Origin of the sequence: Streptomyces sp. NPDC050263 (genome assembly GCF_040655955.1) — a bacterium.
GTDB lineage: Bacteria > Actinomycetota > Actinomycetes > Streptomycetales > Streptomycetaceae > Streptomyces.
In genome coordinates, this window is the sequence record NZ_JBFAKW010000057.1 from 43,998 (window position 1) to 59,238 (window position 15,241).

Below are 15,241 nucleotides of genomic sequence, written 5' to 3' on the forward strand. Positions count from 1 at the left end.
CTCAGCTCGCGGTGCGCCGGATCCGTCCGGCGTACCGCCGCTCCAGTTCCAGGTTGCCCTCGAAGCCGCCGGGCACGTTGGCGGAGACATAGACCGGAGGACGGTCGCCGGAGGCGAGCAACTGCGCGGCCGTCTCCGCGACCGTCATCTGGACCAGCAGCACCCCGGTCAGCGTGGACAGCGCGCAGACCGCGCCCCCGGCCGGGAGGTCGAGGAGCGCGTCGCCGCGAGGGGCCTTGTTGTCGAGGACGACGTCCGCGAGGTCGGCGAGCTTCTTGCCGCTCGGGTGCGTGGCCGCCACGGACCGGGTGTGGGCCAGCGAGGTGATGGCCAGCAGCCGGTGCCCCCGCTCCTTGGCGTGCAGGGCCATCTCGACGATGACGTTGTTGACGCCCGAGTTGGAGATGACGACGAACAGGTCCTGCGGGCGGGGCTCGGCGAGCTCGTACAGGCGCAGCGCGATGCCGGGCTCGCGTTCCAGCAGCGGGTTGTCGAGGCCGCTGGGGTCGTCGCCGCCGAAGAGGACCAGGTCGGCCATCTGGAGGCGGTTGGTGGGCACCAGCCCGCCCGCGCGGCCGGCGAGTTCGAGGACCATGGCCTGGGAGTGGCCGGTGCCGAAGGCGTGCAGGACGCCGTCCTCGCGGATGCAGTCGGCGACCAGCGCGGCGGCGGCTCTCACGTCGGCGCGCGCGGACTCGGTGAGGTCGTTCAGGACGGCCAGGCTCTCGCGGGCGAAGCGGTCGGCGCTCACCGGCTCGGTCCCGGACCCGGACCCGGTCACGGACTCGTCATCGGACTCGACAGACACCTGGAACTCCCCACTGGTGGATTGAACCACCCCATACACACCTACCGGTGAATCAATAAATCACAGTGGCGGCGGCGCGGGCAATGGCCCAGCTCGCCCCGGGCGCAGCGGGCGAATTCCGGTCGTGGTATTCAGACGTGCCTCTAACGGGTGGCTGATACCTTCTGTGCATGCCCTCGACCGATGTCACCACTCTCATCCGCACCGAGCTGCCCCGGCTGGCCGGCTCGCTGCGGAAGGTCGGCGAGCTGATCCTGGAGGATCCGGCCGCCGTCACCCACTGCTCGGCCGCGGAGCTGGGCCGCCGCACCGGCACCTCCCAGGCCACCGTGACCCGGTTCTGCCGGGCCATCGGCCTCGACTCCTACCAGCACCTGCTGATCGAACTGGCCCAGGAGCGCGGCCGCGGCGAGGCCTCCGACTGGGGCAGCGCCGAGATCGGCCCGGACATCTCCCCCGACGACAGCCTGGAGCGGGTCGTCCAGGTCGTGGGCACCGCCGATCTGCGGGCCATCCAGCAGACCATCGACCGGATCGACCTGGACGCGATCGAGCGCGCGGCCCAGGCCGTGGCCCGCGCCCGGCGCACAGACGTCTACGGGGTCGGCGGCAGCGGGGCGGTGGCCCAGGAGACCGAGACCCGGCTGTTCCGCATCGGGTGCGCGGTGCGCGGCTGGACGGAGGTGCACGGGGCCACCACCTCCGCCGCCCTGCTCACCCCGGCCGACGTGGCGATCGGCATCTCCCACTCCGGGGCCACCCGGGAGACGATCGAGCCGTTCGAGCTGGCCAAGGAGCGTGGCGCGACCACCATCGCGCTCACCGCCGACTCGCGCTCGCCGCTGGCCCGCTCCGCCGATGTGCGGCTCATCTCCTCTTCCTCGGAGACCAGCTTCCGCACCGGCAGCATCGGCGCCCGACACTCCGCGCTGATGCTCATCGACTGCCTCTACGTACGGGTCGGACAGCTCTCCTACCAGCGGGCGAGCGCCTCCCTGGCGCTGACGGACCACATCGCCGGGGCGCATGCGGTGAAGACCCGGCGGACCCGCTGAACCGAGCGGCACACACCCGGCATGCATGGTTGAGCCAACCAATGCCGCAAGAGATGGTTGATTGAACCACCCCACGGTGCCAGGATGGGGCTCCCCGCGCATTCCGAGGAGCCCCATGCGTGTCATGTCTGTCGAGTCGACCGAGCTCTTCACCGGCACGGAGGACCAGCCGCGTCAGGTGGTCGCCGTCGACGTCGAGCACGATCCCGGCCGACCGGTCCGGCTGACCGTGGCAGGACCGGGCGTGCACAGCGTCGGGGAGACCGTGGTCACCGTCGGCGAGGACGGCACCGTACACGCCGAGATATCCGTGGCCGCCGACGGCCTCGCCCCGGGCGAGCGCCGCGAGATCACCGTCACCGCCGAGGACGGCGCTCTGCTGGCCCGGCACACGGCCGAGTTCACCGCCGCCGAGCCCGGCTGGACCATGTTCATGGTCAGCCACTTCCACTACGACCCCGTCTGGTGGAACACCCAGGCCGCCTACACCGAGACCTGGGACGTCGCCGACGACCCCGCCCGCACGGGCCTGGCCGCACGCACCTTCGACTCGCGCGGCCAGAGCGGCATGAGCCTGGTCCGGGCCCACTGCGACCTGGCCCGGCGCGACCCCGCCTACACCTTCGTGCTCGCCGAGGTCGACTACCTCAAGCCCTACTGGGACGCCTTCCCCGAGGAGCGGTCCTTCCTGCGCCAGCTGATCCGCACCGGCCGGGTGGAGATCATGGGCGGCACCTACAACGAGCCCAACACCAACCTCACCGGCGCCGAGGCGACCGTCCGCAACGCGCTGTACGGCGACGGCTTCCAGCGCGGGATCATCGGAGCCGCGCCGGAGACCGCCTGGCAGTTGGACGCGTTCGGGCACGACCCGCAGTTCCCGGGGCTGATGGCGGACGCCGGCATCACCTCCAGCTCCTGGGCGCGCGGCCCCTTCCACCAGTGGGGGCCGACCCTGTCGGTGTTCGGCGAGGAGCCACGCGACCCCCGACGCATGCAGTTCCCCGCCGAGTTCAGCTGGATCGCCCCCTCCGGGCGCGGGCTGCTGACCGCCTACATGGTCAACCACTACGGCGCCGGCTGGGCCATCGACAACGCGCCCGCGCTGCCCGAGGCGGAGGCCGCCGCGCTCAAGCTCTTCCAGGGGCTGAAGAAGGTCGCGCTCACCCGCAACGTCCTGCTGCCGGTCGGCGGCGACTACGCCCCGCCGTGCCGCTGGGTGATGGGCATCCACCGCGACTGGAACGAGCGGTACGTGTGGCCGCGGTTCGTCAGCGGCATCCCCCGGGACTTCTTCGCCGCCGTCCGGGACGAGCTGGAGCGGGAGGGGCGCGTCGCGTCCCCGCAGACCCGGGACATGAACCCGGTGTACACCGGCAAGGACGTCTCCTACATCGACACCAAGCAGGCCCAGCGGTACGGCGAGACGCTGCTCGCCGACGCCGAGGCCTGGGCGACCCTCGCCTCGCTCGTCACCGGACGTCCCTATCCCGACGCAGCCCTCGACAAGGCCTGGCGGCAGCTGATCTACGGCGCCCACCACGACGCCATCACCGGCTCGGAGTCGGACCAGGTGTACATCGACCTGCTCACCGGCTGGCGGGAGCTGTACGACCTGGCCGAGACCGTGCACGCCGACGCGACCGACGCGCTGGCCCGCCAGGTGGTCGAGCTGCCCGGCGGCGCGCCCGACCTGGTCGTCTTCAACTCCGCGACCTGGCGGCGACGGGACGTGCTGACCGTCGACGACCCGGGCCTGGTCCCGCTGGACCTCACCGGCCTGCCGCTGCCCGCGGTCCGCGAGGACGGCGAACTGCGGGTCGTCGTACCCGACGTGCCCGGCATGGGCCTCAAGGCGCTCTCCCTCGCCGAGGGCCGCGTGCCCGGCTGGACCGCGAGCGAGGGAACCACCATCCGCAACGAGTTCTACGAGGTGACCGTCGACCCCGCGCGCGGCGGCGGCGTCAGCAGCCTGCGCGCCCGCACCGCAGGCGACGGCGACCGGGAGCTGCTGCGCCCCGGGGACATCGGCAACGAACTGGTCGTGCAGGAGGAGTACCCGAGGCACCCCCGCTTCGGCGAGGGCCCCTGGCACCTCACCCCGACCGGCACCACCGCCGCCCGCAGCCGGGACGTCACCGCTGACATCGATGTCGAGCACTCCCCGGCCGGCTCCCGCATCACCGTCCGCGCCGACCTCGGCCTGTTCCGCTACACCCAGCGGCTCACCCTGTGGGAGGGCGTCGACCGGCTGGACGTGACGACCACCGTGGACGGCTACGACGGCGCCGACCGGCTGATCCGGGTGCGCTGGCCCTCGGACGTGCGCGGCGGACTGCCGGTGCACGAGGTCGCGGACGCGGTGATCGGGCGCGGCTTCGGATTCGTGGAGGTGGACAGCGAGCAGTTCCCGTGGACTTTGGACAACCCGGCCAACACCTGGTTCGGGCTGGGCTCCACCGCCCGGGTCGCCGTCCACGACGGCGCCGGCGCGCTGCTCGGACACCGCTCCATCGGCGTCGCCGAGCTGGTGTTCGCCGACTGGGACTCCGCGGGCGACCTGGGCACGTCACTCGCCGCGGCCCTGGTACGGACGGGCGTCACGGCGACCTCGACCATCGCGGGCGGCCCGCGCTACGGCGACCTGGAGGTCGACTCCAACCTGCCCGACATCCGGATCGCCGTCGGCGGCCCGGAGCGCAACCCGGTGGTCGCCGAGGCCCTCGGCTGGGACCCGGCGGCCGCCCGCGAGCTGCGCCGCCAACTGGCCGAGGACGGCCTCGCCACCGTGTGGGTGGCGCCCCGCGCCTCCCTGCGCGAGGAGTGGGCGCCCGGCGCCGACCTGCGCGATCTGGAGCGGCTGCCGCTGCTCGTGGTGGCGGGCGCGGGCGCGCAGGACGACGCGAAGGCCGTCGACGCGCTGATCGCCGACCTGGACGACGCGACCGTACGGGCCACGGCGGCCGGCGGCGGCGAGGCGCTGCCGCCGGGCGACGCCTGGGACGGCCGGGGCTTCGCGGTCCTCAACCGGGGCACCCCGGGCTGTGTTGTCACCTCCTCCGGCGACCTCTACATGTCCCTCATGCGCTCGTGCACGGGCTGGCCCTCGGGCATCTGGGTCGACCCGCCCCGGCGCACCGCCCCGGACGGCTCCGCGTTCCAGCTGCAGCGCTGGTCGCACACCTTCGAGTACGCGGTCGTCGCGGGCGAGGGCGACTGGCGCGACCTGGGCTGGCCGCGCGCCGGGCATGCCTTCAACCATCCGCTGACCGCACGGCGGCGGGAGCCCCGCGACACACCGGTCGGCCTGCCGAGGTCCACGGCCCTGCTGACGCTGCGGCCCGAGGGCCGGGTGCTGCTGGACGCGCTGAAGCCGGCCGGCTCCCCGCTGGCCCGGGGCGGCACCACGCCGGCGGACCCCGCACGCGGGGTCGCCGTCCGGGCGCACGAGGTGGACGGCCGGCCGGTCCGGGCGCGGCTGACCGGCCCGACCGGGTGGGCCGAGGGCGTTCGGGCGGACGTGCTGGAACGGCCCGGTGAGCCGCTGGCCCCCGACGCGGACGGCGCGTTGGAGCTGGATCTGACGGGCTTCGAGGTGGCCACCGTGCTGGCCTCGCCGCTCGACGGACGGCCGGTCGAGGGCGCCGGGGTGGCCGCGCACGAGCCGGCCCAGCCCGTGTACACGCGGTACTGGCTGCACAACTCCGGCCCCGCGCCCCGGGGGAACCTGCCCGTGGCCGTCTACCTGTCGCCGGGCGTGCTCACCGCCGACGGTCCGGTCACCGCGACCGTGCGCGTCTCCTCCGAGCTCACCGACGCGCCCGTGTCGGGCACGGTGACCGTGGACGTGCCGTGCGGCTGGAGCGCCGAGCCCGCCGAACTGCCGTACGCGCTCGGCCCGGGCGGCTTCACGCTCACCGAGGTCACCGTCGTCCCGCCGCCGGACGCCGTGCCCGGCCGCCACCGGCTGGCCGCGCGGCTGACGTACGGCGGCCAGACCTACGAGGACGTCGTGGCCGTGGACGTGCCCGGCGGGGCCGAGGAGGGCGGACCCGACGGGCGGACCGGGCCGAGCCTGGTGATGGACCTGGGCGTCGACCGCGTCCGGGTGCGCCGGGGTGAGCGGGTGCGGGTGCCGGTGAGCCTGCGCAACACCACCCGGGGGCCGGTGAGCGGCACGCTGTGGGCGCTGTCGTCCTGGGGCACCTGGGCCGGTGTCGGACCGGGCTGCCAGGGATTCGTCGTGGCGGCCGGGGAGAGCACGGTGTGCGAGGTGGAGGTGGACGGGTCGGCGCTGCCGCCGGGGTCGTACTGGCTGATGACGAAGGCCGGCTGGCACGGCTGCGTGGCCTACTCGGAGGCGGTCGTCCTGGAGGTCACGCCATGAGCAGACCGACGCCGACCGACGACCGGACGCCGGCCCCCGGCCGACACACCCTCCCGGTTCCCGCCCCGGAACCGGATCCGGGGCACAGCACCCGACCGCACACGGACCAGCACACGCACACAGACACGGCCGCAGCGGAGGCGACGCGATGAGCAGACCGACCGCGACCGGCGACAGGGCCGTGCCCCCGGAGCACCGGGGCGCACCGTCAAAGACCGCGCCCGCTCGAAGCCCGCACGCCCCTCCGGAGCCCCTGGCGCCGACGCCGCACGCGCACGACCGGGCCGGCGGCCACGGTGTGGGCGGGCGTGCGGTGGCCGCGGTGGTGGCCGCGGTGGTGGGCGCGGACGAGGTGCCGGCGGCGCGGGTGGACGCCCTGCTGGCGGCCGTCCCGGCCCGGGACCGGGAGACCCGGCCGGAGGCCCTCGCACGGGCCGAGCGGCAGCGCAGACGCTGGGCCACGCAGGTCGTGGTGACCGACGAACTCGCCCGCCGGGCCTGCGCGGAGCGCGGTCTCGCACCGCCGGCCGAGGTGTCCCCGGCGCGGGTCCTCGCCGTGTCCGGGACCGACGTCGCCGACCTGGGCAGCATCGTCGCGGTGGCGCTCGCCCACTCCCCCGCCGCGCGCGTCCTGCTGCGGGCGCTGGAGGCCGAGCAGAAGGTCCCGGAGCAGGCCGTGCGGGACTACTACGACCGCAATCGCGACCGCTTCCTCACCCGGGAGGCGCTGCGGCTCGGCGCCGACCCCTACGGCGAGCTGGGGCCCGCCGACGTCCTGCCGTACCCGGACGTCCGCGACGAGGTGGTGCGGGAGCTGCGGCGGGCGAGGGGCCGGCAGGCCTTCTTCGCGTGGCTGGACCGGGCCCGGGCCGAGGTGGCGTACGCGCCCGGGCACGAGCACCCGGGCGACCCGTCCCACCCCGACCACGAGCACCGGCACTGACGCCGTGGCGGTGGCGGCCGCTGACGCGCCGGTAACCGCCCGGAACCGAAAAGCAACACGGCAAGCCATTGACCTCCGATGAATTCTGGTCCACCTTTTCATCAATCGGAGTCCAAGTTGGTGATTTGAACCAGCAACAGGAGGCACCATGCGCGCGAGCAGACTGACCGGAACCGTGGCGGGCGTCATAGCCCTGGCCCTCACCGCCGCCGGCTGCGGCCTGTCGGGCGGCGGCTCCGACAGCGGGGACTCCACAGCCGGCGGCTGCAAGGTCGACCAGGGCAACGTCGGTTCCGGGAAGCTCACGGGGGACGTCAAGGGCCAGATCACCTTCCAGACGACCAATCTGAAGAAAGACTTCGGGGATTTCTTCAACGGAGTGATCAAGGCGTTCGAGAAGGCCCACCCCGACGCCTCGGTCAAGTGGATCGACGACCCCGGCGACAACACCTTCACCCAGCGCACGGTCGCCGACGCCCAGGCCTGCACCCTGCCGGACGTCCTCAACCTCAACGCCGAGACGGCGACCTCCCTCACCAAGGCGGGCTATCTGCTCAACCTGGGCGTGAAGGACCCCGACGCGGCGAAGCCGTTCGTGCCGGCGTTCTGGAACTCCAGCACCTTCAAGGACGCCTCGGGCGTGCCGGCGCACACCGTGTTCCCCTGGTACACCGGCGGCATCCTGCTGACGTACAACACCGAGCTGCTGAAGCAGGCCGGCGTCGACCCGGCGAAGCCGCCGACGACCTTGTTCGGTCTGTTCGCCGACTACGAGAAGATCGCCAAGGCGGCCGACGGCAAGTACTACGCCACGATGGCCAACCCGATCTGGCGGATCCCGGCCGACTTCGACCAGATGGACATCCAGACGCTGTCCGCCGACGGCAAGACCGCCGTCTTCGGCGACGACCCGAGGACCACGCAGTGGGTCGCCTGGATGGCGAAGCTGTACAAGGAAGGCGCGATGCCGAAGGACTCGCTGTCCTCCAGCAACGACCCCTCCACGCTGTACAGCCAGGGCAAGGTCGCCTACGGCTCGACGAACCCGAGTTTCGTGCGCTTCGTGCAGCAGAACAGCCCGTCGGTCTACGCCAAGACCGGCGTCGGCCAGCAGCCGTACGACAAGCTCGGCCATGTCACCGCCGCCCCGCAGTACATCGGGGTCGCCTCGACCAGCAAGAACGCCCCCGCCGCCCTGGCGTTCGGGAAGTTCCTCACCAACGCCGAGAACCAGACGGCCTGGTGCAAGGACCCGAAGGTGGTGATCTTCCCGACGACCACGACCTCCCTGAACGACCCGTTCTTCCAGAACGTCACCGGGAACGACCCGTTCTCCGAGGCCCGCAAACTGGTCGCCGAGCAGCTGAAGACCACCACCGCGTACCAGACCAGCCTCTCCCCGGCCGTGCAGAACGCGATCGTGGCCCAGGTGCAGCTGGCCATGCAGGGCAAGAAGAGCCCCGAACAGGCCGTCAAGGACGCCCAGGACAAGGCGAACGAGCTGCTGAAGCAGGCAGGCTGATCGTGGCGACCCAGATGGCGAAGCCGGCGTCCGGGCCCACCGCGGAGCGCACCGTCTCCGCGCCGGGCCCGGCCCCGTCCCGCGTACGCCGCCTCGGCCGGGCGCTGCTGCCCGGCCCCGCTCCCGGCGCCAACGGAGCGGCCCTGTACCGCCGTTGGTGGCTGCCGTGGCTGTGGACCGCCCCCGCGGTCTTCTGCGCGGTGGTGTTCGGCGTCTTCCCCTTCTTCAACACGCTGCTGCTGTCCTTCACGAACGCCAAGCCGCTCGGCGGGGCCGCGTCCTTCGTGGGCCTGGACAACTACAGCCGGATGCTGGGCGACGACGACTTCTGGCTCGCCACCCGCAACAGCGTGCTGTACGCGGTGATCGTCGTGCCGCTGATGGTGTTCCTGCCGCTGATGCTGGCCGTCCTGGTGGAGAAGAACCTGCCCGGCATCGGATTCTTCCGGTCGGCCTTCTACACGCCGGTGCTCGCCTCCAGCGTGGTCGTGGGTCTGAGCTGGCAGTGGCTGCTGGCCGACGACGGCCTGGTCAACACCTGGCTGGAGAAGTCCCATCTGATCAAGGACGCCATCCCGTTCCTGTCCGACTCCTGGCTGATCCTGCTGTCCGCGATGGGTCTCACGCTGTGGAAGGGGCTCGGCTGGTACATGGTCTTCTACCTGGCCGCGCTGGGGAACGTGCCGAAGGAACTGCACGAGGCGGCCTCCATGGACGGCGCCGGCGCGGTCCGCCGCTTCTGGCACATCACCGTGCCCGGCGTACGGCAGGCCATGATGCTGGTCGGCACGCTCACCGGCATCGGCTCGCTGCGGGTGTTCACCGAGATCTACATGCTGGGCAGCTCCACCGGCGGCCCCGGCGGCGCCGACCGCACCCTGCCCTTCTACATCCGTGACGTCGGCCTGGACCCGCTGACCGGCAACGCCGGCTACGGCTCGGCGGTCAGCGTGGCGCTGTTCGTGCTGACGCTGGGCCTGACCCTGCTGGCGCAGCGCCTGACGAAGGAGGACGAGTCATGACGACCGCCGTGGAGAAGCGCCGACGCCTGCTGCCGCGCTGGCGGGACTACGGCCGCCCCGGCGAACTGGTCGTCCGCTATCTGCTGCTGCTGTTCGTCCTGGGCCTCACCGTCGGCCCCCTGGTCTGGCAGCTCCTGGCATCGTTGAAGAGCACCGGCGAGGACGTCTTCGGGGCGAACGCCTCCCTGCTGCCGCAGCATCCGACGCTGCGCGCCTACCGGCAGGTCTTCGAACAGGTGCCGGTGGCCACGTACATCAGGAACAGCGTGATCGTGGTCGTGCTGTCGATCACCAGCCAGCTGGTGTTCTCGACCACGGCCGGCTACATGCTCTCCAAGCCCAGCTGGAAGGGCCGCAGGGCGGTCTGGGTGGTGCTGATCGCCTCGATGATGTTCCCCTTCGAGTCGATCATGGTGTCGCTGTTCCTGAGCATCCGCGACCTGGGGCTGGTCGACAACCTGGTGGGCGTGTGGCTGCCCGGGTTCGTCGGCGCCATCAACGTCATGCTGATGCGCGGTGCGTTCCTGGCGGTGCCGCGCGAGATCGAGGACTCGGCGATGCTCGACGGAGCGGGCGAGTGGCAGCGGTTCCGGTACCTCTATCTGCCGTCCGCGTGGGGCGCGATCCTGGTGGTCGTCATCAACACCTTCATCAGCGCCTGGGACGACTTCCTCTGGCCGCTGATCGTGCTGCGCTCCGAGGAGCACATGACGCTGACGCTGGGACTGTCCCGGCTGCAGAGCTCGTCGTTCGGCTACGACCAGCGGGTGGTCATGGCCGGGTCGGTGATCTCCGTCGTCCCGGTGCTGGTGCTGTTCGTGATCACGCAGCGGTGGTTCTACAAGGGCGTGTCGTCCGGAGCCGTCAAGCTCTGAGGTCCAGGACGACGGGCACGACCGTCAGTGCGGCCCGGGCCGACTCCGCGACACGGATCTCGACGGAGTCGGCCCCGGCCGCTCGTCCGTCGTCGAGAGTCAGGGCGACCGTACGGCGCTCTCCGGGAGCGAGGCGGACCGTGTCGAACGCGCACAGTTCGAGGGTGCGCGGCCATACCGGGGTGACCAACCGCCGCACATAGACCTGTACGACCGAACTCCCGTACCGCTCCCCTGTGTTGGTGACCTCCACCTCGACCGTGCGTCCCGTCGACCGTGGCTCGCCGTAGGCGAAGCTCGTGTACGACAGCCCGTGCCCGAAGGAGTACTGCGGCTCGGCGCTGTCGTCCACATAGCCGCCGTACTCGGTGTCCTTGTGGTTGTAGTAGACGGGTAGCTGGGCCGCCGAACGGGGCACGGAGACGGACAGCCGGCCCGCCGGTTCCGTGAGCCCGAGCAGCGCCTCGGCGATCGCCTCGCCGCCCCAGGGGCCCGGGTACCAGGCGGTGAGCAGCGCGCCGGCCGTGTCCGGCACGACGTGCGGGCGGCCCTGGATCAGGACGACCGCCGTGGGCGTGCCCGTCGCGACGACGGCGTTCAGGAGCGCGTACTGCGCGCCGCCGAGCCGCAGTCCGGCCAGGTCGGCGCCCTCGCCGCAGGTCATCTCGGAGACCGCGGTCAGGGCCGCGCCGTTGGCGTCGAACTCGGTCTCGGGCGTCCGGGCGCTGCTGCCGCCCAGCACCAGCACGGCCAGATCGCAGGCGGCGGCCGCGGCGACCGCCTCGGGAACGCCGGAGCGGTCGTCGCCGGTGAGGGCGCAGCCGCGCGCGTGGCGGACCTCGACGCCGGGCGGAGCGAGCCTGCGCAGACCGTCGAGGACGCTGACGCCGGTGCCGGGACGCTGGGGCGCGGTGTAGTCGCCGAGCTGGTGGGCGGTGGTGGCGGCGTGCGGGCCGAGGACGGCGACCCGGCGCACCGCCGGGCCGACGGGGAGGACGCGCTCGCGGTTGTGCAGGAGGGTGACGCAGGCCCGGGCGAGGTCGGTGCTCAGCGCGCGTCCGCCGTCGGGCATCGGCGTCCGCCGGCTGTACGGGTGCTCGAAGAGGCCGAGGCGGAACTTCAGCCGCAGGACGCGGCCGACGGCGGTGTCGACGGTCTCCTCGCTCACCAGGCCCCGCTCGACCGCCTCCGCGAGGTGGGTGAAGCCCTCGTCCCACAGGCTGAGGTCGACCCCGGCGTCGAGCGCGAGCGCACCAGCGGAGACCTTGTCGCCGGTGATCCGGGCCAGCCGGTCCACGGCGAGGCCGTCGGCCATCACCAGCCCCTCGAAGCCCCAGCTGTCCCGGAGCAGTCCGGTGAGCAGGGCGCGGTTGCCGGAGCAGGGCAGGCCGCCGACCTCGTTGTAGGCGGCCATCAGGGCGGCGGCCCCGGCGCGCACGCCGGCTCGGGCGGCGGGCAGGTGGATCTCGTGCAGTTCGCGCGGGCCCAGCTCGGACTCGGCGGAGTTGCGGCCGCCGACGGTGGCGCCCTGGCCGGCGAAGTGCTTGAGGACGACGGCGGCCTTGTCGGCGGCGAAGTACTCGCCCGGCGGCCCCTGCATGCCGTGCACCAGTGCCTGAGTGAGCCGGGCCGCGAGGTACGGGTCCTCGCCGTAGCACTCCTCGGTGCGCCCCCAGCGCGGGTCGCGGGCGATGTCCAGCGCGGAGACGAGGGCGACGTGGCCGCCCCGGGCGCGGAGTTCGGCGGCGGCGTGGGCGGCGGCCCGCCGGTGGAGGGCCGGGTCCCAGGTGGCGCCCACGGCCAGGCCGACCGGGAGGACCGTGCCGTCGAGGGCCATGTGGCCGTGCGGCACCTCCTCGACGAACAGGGCGGGGATGCGCAGCCGGCTGCGCTCCAGGACATGGCGCTGGACCAGGTCGGCGAGGTCGGCGCTGTCCTCGGCGCCCGGCCCGTGGCCGTGGCCGACGCCGGACCAGGCGTCGGCGCGCATCAGCCCGTACAGAGCGCCGAGCCCTTCGAACCGCTCGGTCTCGGCGTACAGGGCCTCGGTGAGCTCGAAGTCGCCGGCCGGGGTGCGGCGGTAGGCGTCCCAGCCGTACATCCGCTGGTTGAGCTGGCCGACCTTCTCGCGCAGGGTCATCCGGGCGAGGAGATCGGCGACGCGGGTGTCGAGAGCGGCGGCCGGGTCGAGGTACGGGTGCAGGGGCATCGGCGTCAGCTTCCGGCGCCGTGGGCGAGGCGGGCCAGGGCCACTGCCCCGGGGGCGCCGTCGGACACCGGGGTGACGGTGAGCGAGAAGCGGGCCAGGTGTTCGGCCAGGGGGGACAACAGGGGGCCGTCGGGGGCGAGCAGGCCGCCGGTGACGACCAGGGGTTCGCCCGGCCGGGGCCCCAGTGCCGTCACCGTCTCGGCGAGCAGCCGGGCGGCCTCGCCCAGGATCTCCCCCGCCACGGCGTCCTTCTCCTCGGCCGCCGCCACGACCAGCGGGGCGTGGTCGGCGAGCCGTACCGGCGGCCGGTCCATCACCGCGGGCAGCAGATGCGCCCGGTAGGCGGTGCGCAGGGTCGCGCTCCAGGCGACGGCGTCGGCGGCGCCGTAGCCCGCCGGGGGCAGGACTCCCGGCGGCAGCCCGAGTTCCCGGCCCACCGCGCGGACCAGGACGGTGGGCGCGCCCCGGCCGTCGGCCGCCCGCAGGGCCGAGCGCACGGCCGAGCGGCCGATCCAGAAGCCGCTGCCGTCGTCCCCCAGGAGCCAGCCGTCGCCGCCGGAGGTGGCGGCCGGCGCCCGGGTGTCCATCCGGGCCGCGACCGCGCCGGTGCCGGCCACCAGGAGCAGACCGTCGGCGGGGTGCCCCGGGGCGGCGGCGAAGGCGACCTCGATGTCGCTGTGCACCTCGGCCTCGGTGTCGATGCCCAGCCGGGCGAGCGCCGCGGCCAGGGCGATGTGGGCGCGCACCCGGCCGGGCTCGTCCGCGCCCTGACCCTGATGGCCGGCGCCGGCGAAACCGCCCGCCACCGCGACCACCCGGCCGCGCAGGGGTGCGGGCACGGCGGCCGCGAGCGCCTCGGCGAGGTGGTCGGCGAGCTGCGGACCGGGCACGGTGAGCGCGTTGCCGGGCCCCGCGGTGCCCTCGCCCAGGGCGCGGCCGTCGGCCAGGTCCGCGAGGACGGCACGGGTACGGGTGCCGCCGGCGTCGAGGCCGACCACCAAAGCCTGGTTCAAATCACTATTCATTGCTCCCCATGGTGGTTGATACATTCGCCGCAGACAAGGCCCGGCCTGGTCCGTATCGCAAGGAGGACACCATCGACACGCCCCCGCCCGCACCCGCGCTCCGCTTCGGGGTCAACTACACCCCACGCCGGGGCTGGTTCCACGCCTGGCACGACTTCGATCCCGGGCTCGCGCGCGAGGACCTGGCGCAGATAGCCGGGCTGGGCCTGGACCACGTCCGGGTCTTCCACCTGTGGCCGCTGCTCCAGCCCAACCGCACGCTGGTGCGCGCCTCGGCCGTGGACCAGCTCGTCCGCCTGGTGGACCTGGCGGGCGAATGCGGGCTCGACGTCCTCGTGGACGGCGTCCAGGGCCATCTGTCGAGCTTCGACTTCTACCCGGAGTGGACGCGCAGCTGGCACCACCGCAACGTGTTCACCGACCCCGAGGCGATCGAGGCGCAGGCGCTGCTGCTGCGCACGCTGGGCCGCGCCCTGTCCGGACACCCTCGCCTCATCGGTCTTCAGCTCGGCAACGAGCTGAACAACCTGGTCGAGCACAACCCGGTGTCGCCGGCCGAGGTGGATCACTACCTGGACACCCTGCTGGCCGCCGCCCGGGACGGGCTGGGCCCGGACGCCGGTCTGGTCACGCACTCGGCGTACGACGCCGCCTGGTACGGCGACGACCACCCGTTCACCCCGCAGGCCTCGGCCCGCAAGGGCGACCTGACCACCGTCCACCCCTGGGTGTTCTCCGCCGACTGCGCCCGCCGCTACGGCCCGCGCTCGCCGCAGGTGCACCACCTCGCGGAGTACGGCACGGAACTGGCGGCCGCCTACGCCACCGATCCGGCCCGCCCGGTCTGGGTCCAGGAGACGGGGGCGCCCGAGCCGCACATCCCGGCGGCCGACGCCCCCGAGTTCGCCCGGGCGACGCTGCGCAACGCGGCCGGCTGCGAGCGGCTGTGGGGCGTCACCTGGTGGTGCTCGCACGACGTCGACCGCGCCCTGGCCGACTTCCCGGAGCTGGAGTACACGCTGGGCCTGTTCGACTCCACGGGCCGCCCCAAGCCGATCGCGGACGCCCTGTCCGCCACGGTGGCCGAGCTCCGCGCCACGCCCGCCCCGCCGCCGCCCCGCACCACGGCCCTGATCCTGGACTGCACCCCGTCCACCCGCTCGGTCTCCGGTCCGGGCGGCGCGTTCTTCGAGGCCTGGACGCGGCTGCGCCAGGAGGGCGTCCGCCCGGCGGTGGTCCTGGCGGAGCGCGCACAGGACCCGTCCTATCTGGCGGCCCGGGGCGTCACGGAGCTGCTCAAGGTCTAGGGGGCTTCTGATGGATCTCCGTGGGAGAAGGAGCGGCGTTCGGTGCGTGCTCTCGGTGTGCCGGGCGAGAGTCCTCGTAGCGGAGCTA

At 73.2% G+C, this 15,241-nt stretch carries 10 protein-coding genes; 7 read left to right on the forward strand and 3 right to left on the reverse strand.

Annotated features, from left to right (window positions below):
• Nucleotide 1 precedes the first annotated feature (1 nt).
• On the reverse strand, nucleotides 2-808 hold the full coding sequence (locus AB0J04_RS24710; RefSeq protein ID WP_363170716.1) for an SIS domain-containing protein: 807 nt from the start codon (nucleotides 806-808) through the stop codon (nucleotides 2-4).
• Nucleotides 809-978: 170 nt separating this feature from the next.
• Between AB0J04_RS24710 and AB0J04_RS24715 the strand changes: the two genes are divergently transcribed.
• The 6 genes from AB0J04_RS24715 to AB0J04_RS24740 all read left to right on the forward strand — a co-directional run bounded on the left by AB0J04_RS24715 (nucleotide 979) and on the right by AB0J04_RS24740 (nucleotide 10,612).
• Entirely contained in the window at nucleotides 979-1,863 is an 885-nt protein-coding gene (locus AB0J04_RS24715) for a MurR/RpiR family transcriptional regulator (RefSeq protein WP_363170717.1), read from the forward strand.
• A 115-nt stretch (nucleotides 1,864-1,978) separates the two neighbouring features.
• Nucleotides 1,979-6,250 (forward strand): NEW3 domain-containing protein, encoded by a 4,272-nt coding sequence (locus tag AB0J04_RS24720; RefSeq protein ID WP_363170718.1) that lies wholly within the window; start codon nucleotides 1,979-1,981, stop codon nucleotides 6,248-6,250.
• Between the two features lie 322 nt (nucleotides 6,251-6,572).
• Nucleotides 6,573-7,193 (forward strand): peptidyl-prolyl cis-trans isomerase, encoded by a 621-nt coding sequence (locus tag AB0J04_RS24725; protein ID WP_363170729.1) that lies wholly within the window; start codon nucleotides 6,573-6,575, stop codon nucleotides 7,191-7,193.
• Between the two features lie 148 nt (nucleotides 7,194-7,341).
• A complete protein-coding gene (locus tag AB0J04_RS24730) occupies nucleotides 7,342-8,715 on the forward strand; it encodes an extracellular solute-binding protein (protein WP_363170719.1) in 1,374 nt (457 codons plus the stop codon).
• Between the two features lie 14 nt (nucleotides 8,716-8,729).
• Entirely contained in the window at nucleotides 8,730-9,737 is a 1,008-nt protein-coding gene (locus AB0J04_RS24735; protein WP_363170730.1) for a sugar ABC transporter permease, read from the forward strand.
• Nucleotides 9,734-10,612 (forward strand): carbohydrate ABC transporter permease, encoded by an 879-nt coding sequence (locus AB0J04_RS24740; RefSeq protein ID WP_363170720.1) that lies wholly within the window; start codon nucleotides 9,734-9,736, stop codon nucleotides 10,610-10,612. The genes AB0J04_RS24735 and AB0J04_RS24740 overlap by 4 nt, the downstream gene beginning before the upstream one ends.
• On the opposite strand, the gene AB0J04_RS24745 is transcribed toward AB0J04_RS24740, so the two are convergent.
• Together AB0J04_RS24745 and AB0J04_RS24750 are read right to left on the reverse strand one after the other, a co-directional pair.
• Nucleotides 10,602-12,821, reverse strand: coding sequence for a glycoside hydrolase family 3 N-terminal domain-containing protein (locus tag AB0J04_RS24745; RefSeq protein WP_363170721.1), 2,220 nt, complete (start codon nucleotides 12,819-12,821; stop codon nucleotides 10,602-10,604). The two genes, AB0J04_RS24740 and AB0J04_RS24745, sit on opposite strands and share 11 nt — an antisense overlap.
• Before the next feature lie 5 nt (nucleotides 12,822-12,826).
• Entirely contained in the window at nucleotides 12,827-13,846 is a 1,020-nt protein-coding gene (locus AB0J04_RS24750; protein ID WP_363170722.1) for a BadF/BadG/BcrA/BcrD ATPase family protein, read from the reverse strand.
• An 8-nt stretch (nucleotides 13,847-13,854) separates the two neighbouring features.
• Between AB0J04_RS24750 and AB0J04_RS24755 the strand changes: the two genes are divergently transcribed.
• Nucleotides 13,855-15,153, forward strand: a complete 1,299-nt coding sequence (locus AB0J04_RS24755) for a glycosyl hydrolase (protein ID WP_363170723.1) — start codon at nucleotides 13,855-13,857, stop codon at nucleotides 15,151-15,153.
• Nucleotides 15,154-15,241: the final 88 nt, after the last annotated feature.

Excerpts from the sequence above, each read along its gene's own strand:
- AB0J04_RS24715 (WP_363170717.1), top strand. The coding sequence starts at position 979 with ATGCCCTCGACCGATGTCACCACTCTCATCCGCACCGAGCTGCCCCGG.
- AB0J04_RS24720 (WP_363170718.1), top strand. The coding sequence starts at position 1,979 with ATGCGTGTCATGTCTGTCGAGTCGACCGAGCTCTTCACCGGCACGGAG.
- AB0J04_RS24730 (WP_363170719.1), top strand. The coding sequence starts at position 7,342 with ATGCGCGCGAGCAGACTGACCGGAACCGTGGCGGGCGTCATAGCCCTG.
- AB0J04_RS24735 (WP_363170730.1), top strand. The coding sequence starts at position 8,730 with ATGGCGAAGCCGGCGTCCGGGCCCACCGCGGAGCGCACCGTCTCCGCG.
- AB0J04_RS24740 (WP_363170720.1), top strand. The coding sequence starts at position 9,734 with ATGACGACCGCCGTGGAGAAGCGCCGACGCCTGCTGCCGCGCTGGCGG.
- AB0J04_RS24745 (WP_363170721.1), bottom strand. The coding sequence starts at position 12,821 with ATGCCCCTGCACCCGTACCTCGACCCGGCCGCCGCTCTCGACACCCGC.
- AB0J04_RS24750 (WP_363170722.1), bottom strand. The coding sequence starts at position 13,846 with ATGAATAGTGATTTGAACCAGGCTTTGGTGGTCGGCCTCGACGCCGGC.
- AB0J04_RS24755 (WP_363170723.1), top strand. The coding sequence starts at position 13,855 with ATGGTGGTTGATACATTCGCCGCAGACAAGGCCCGGCCTGGTCCGTAT.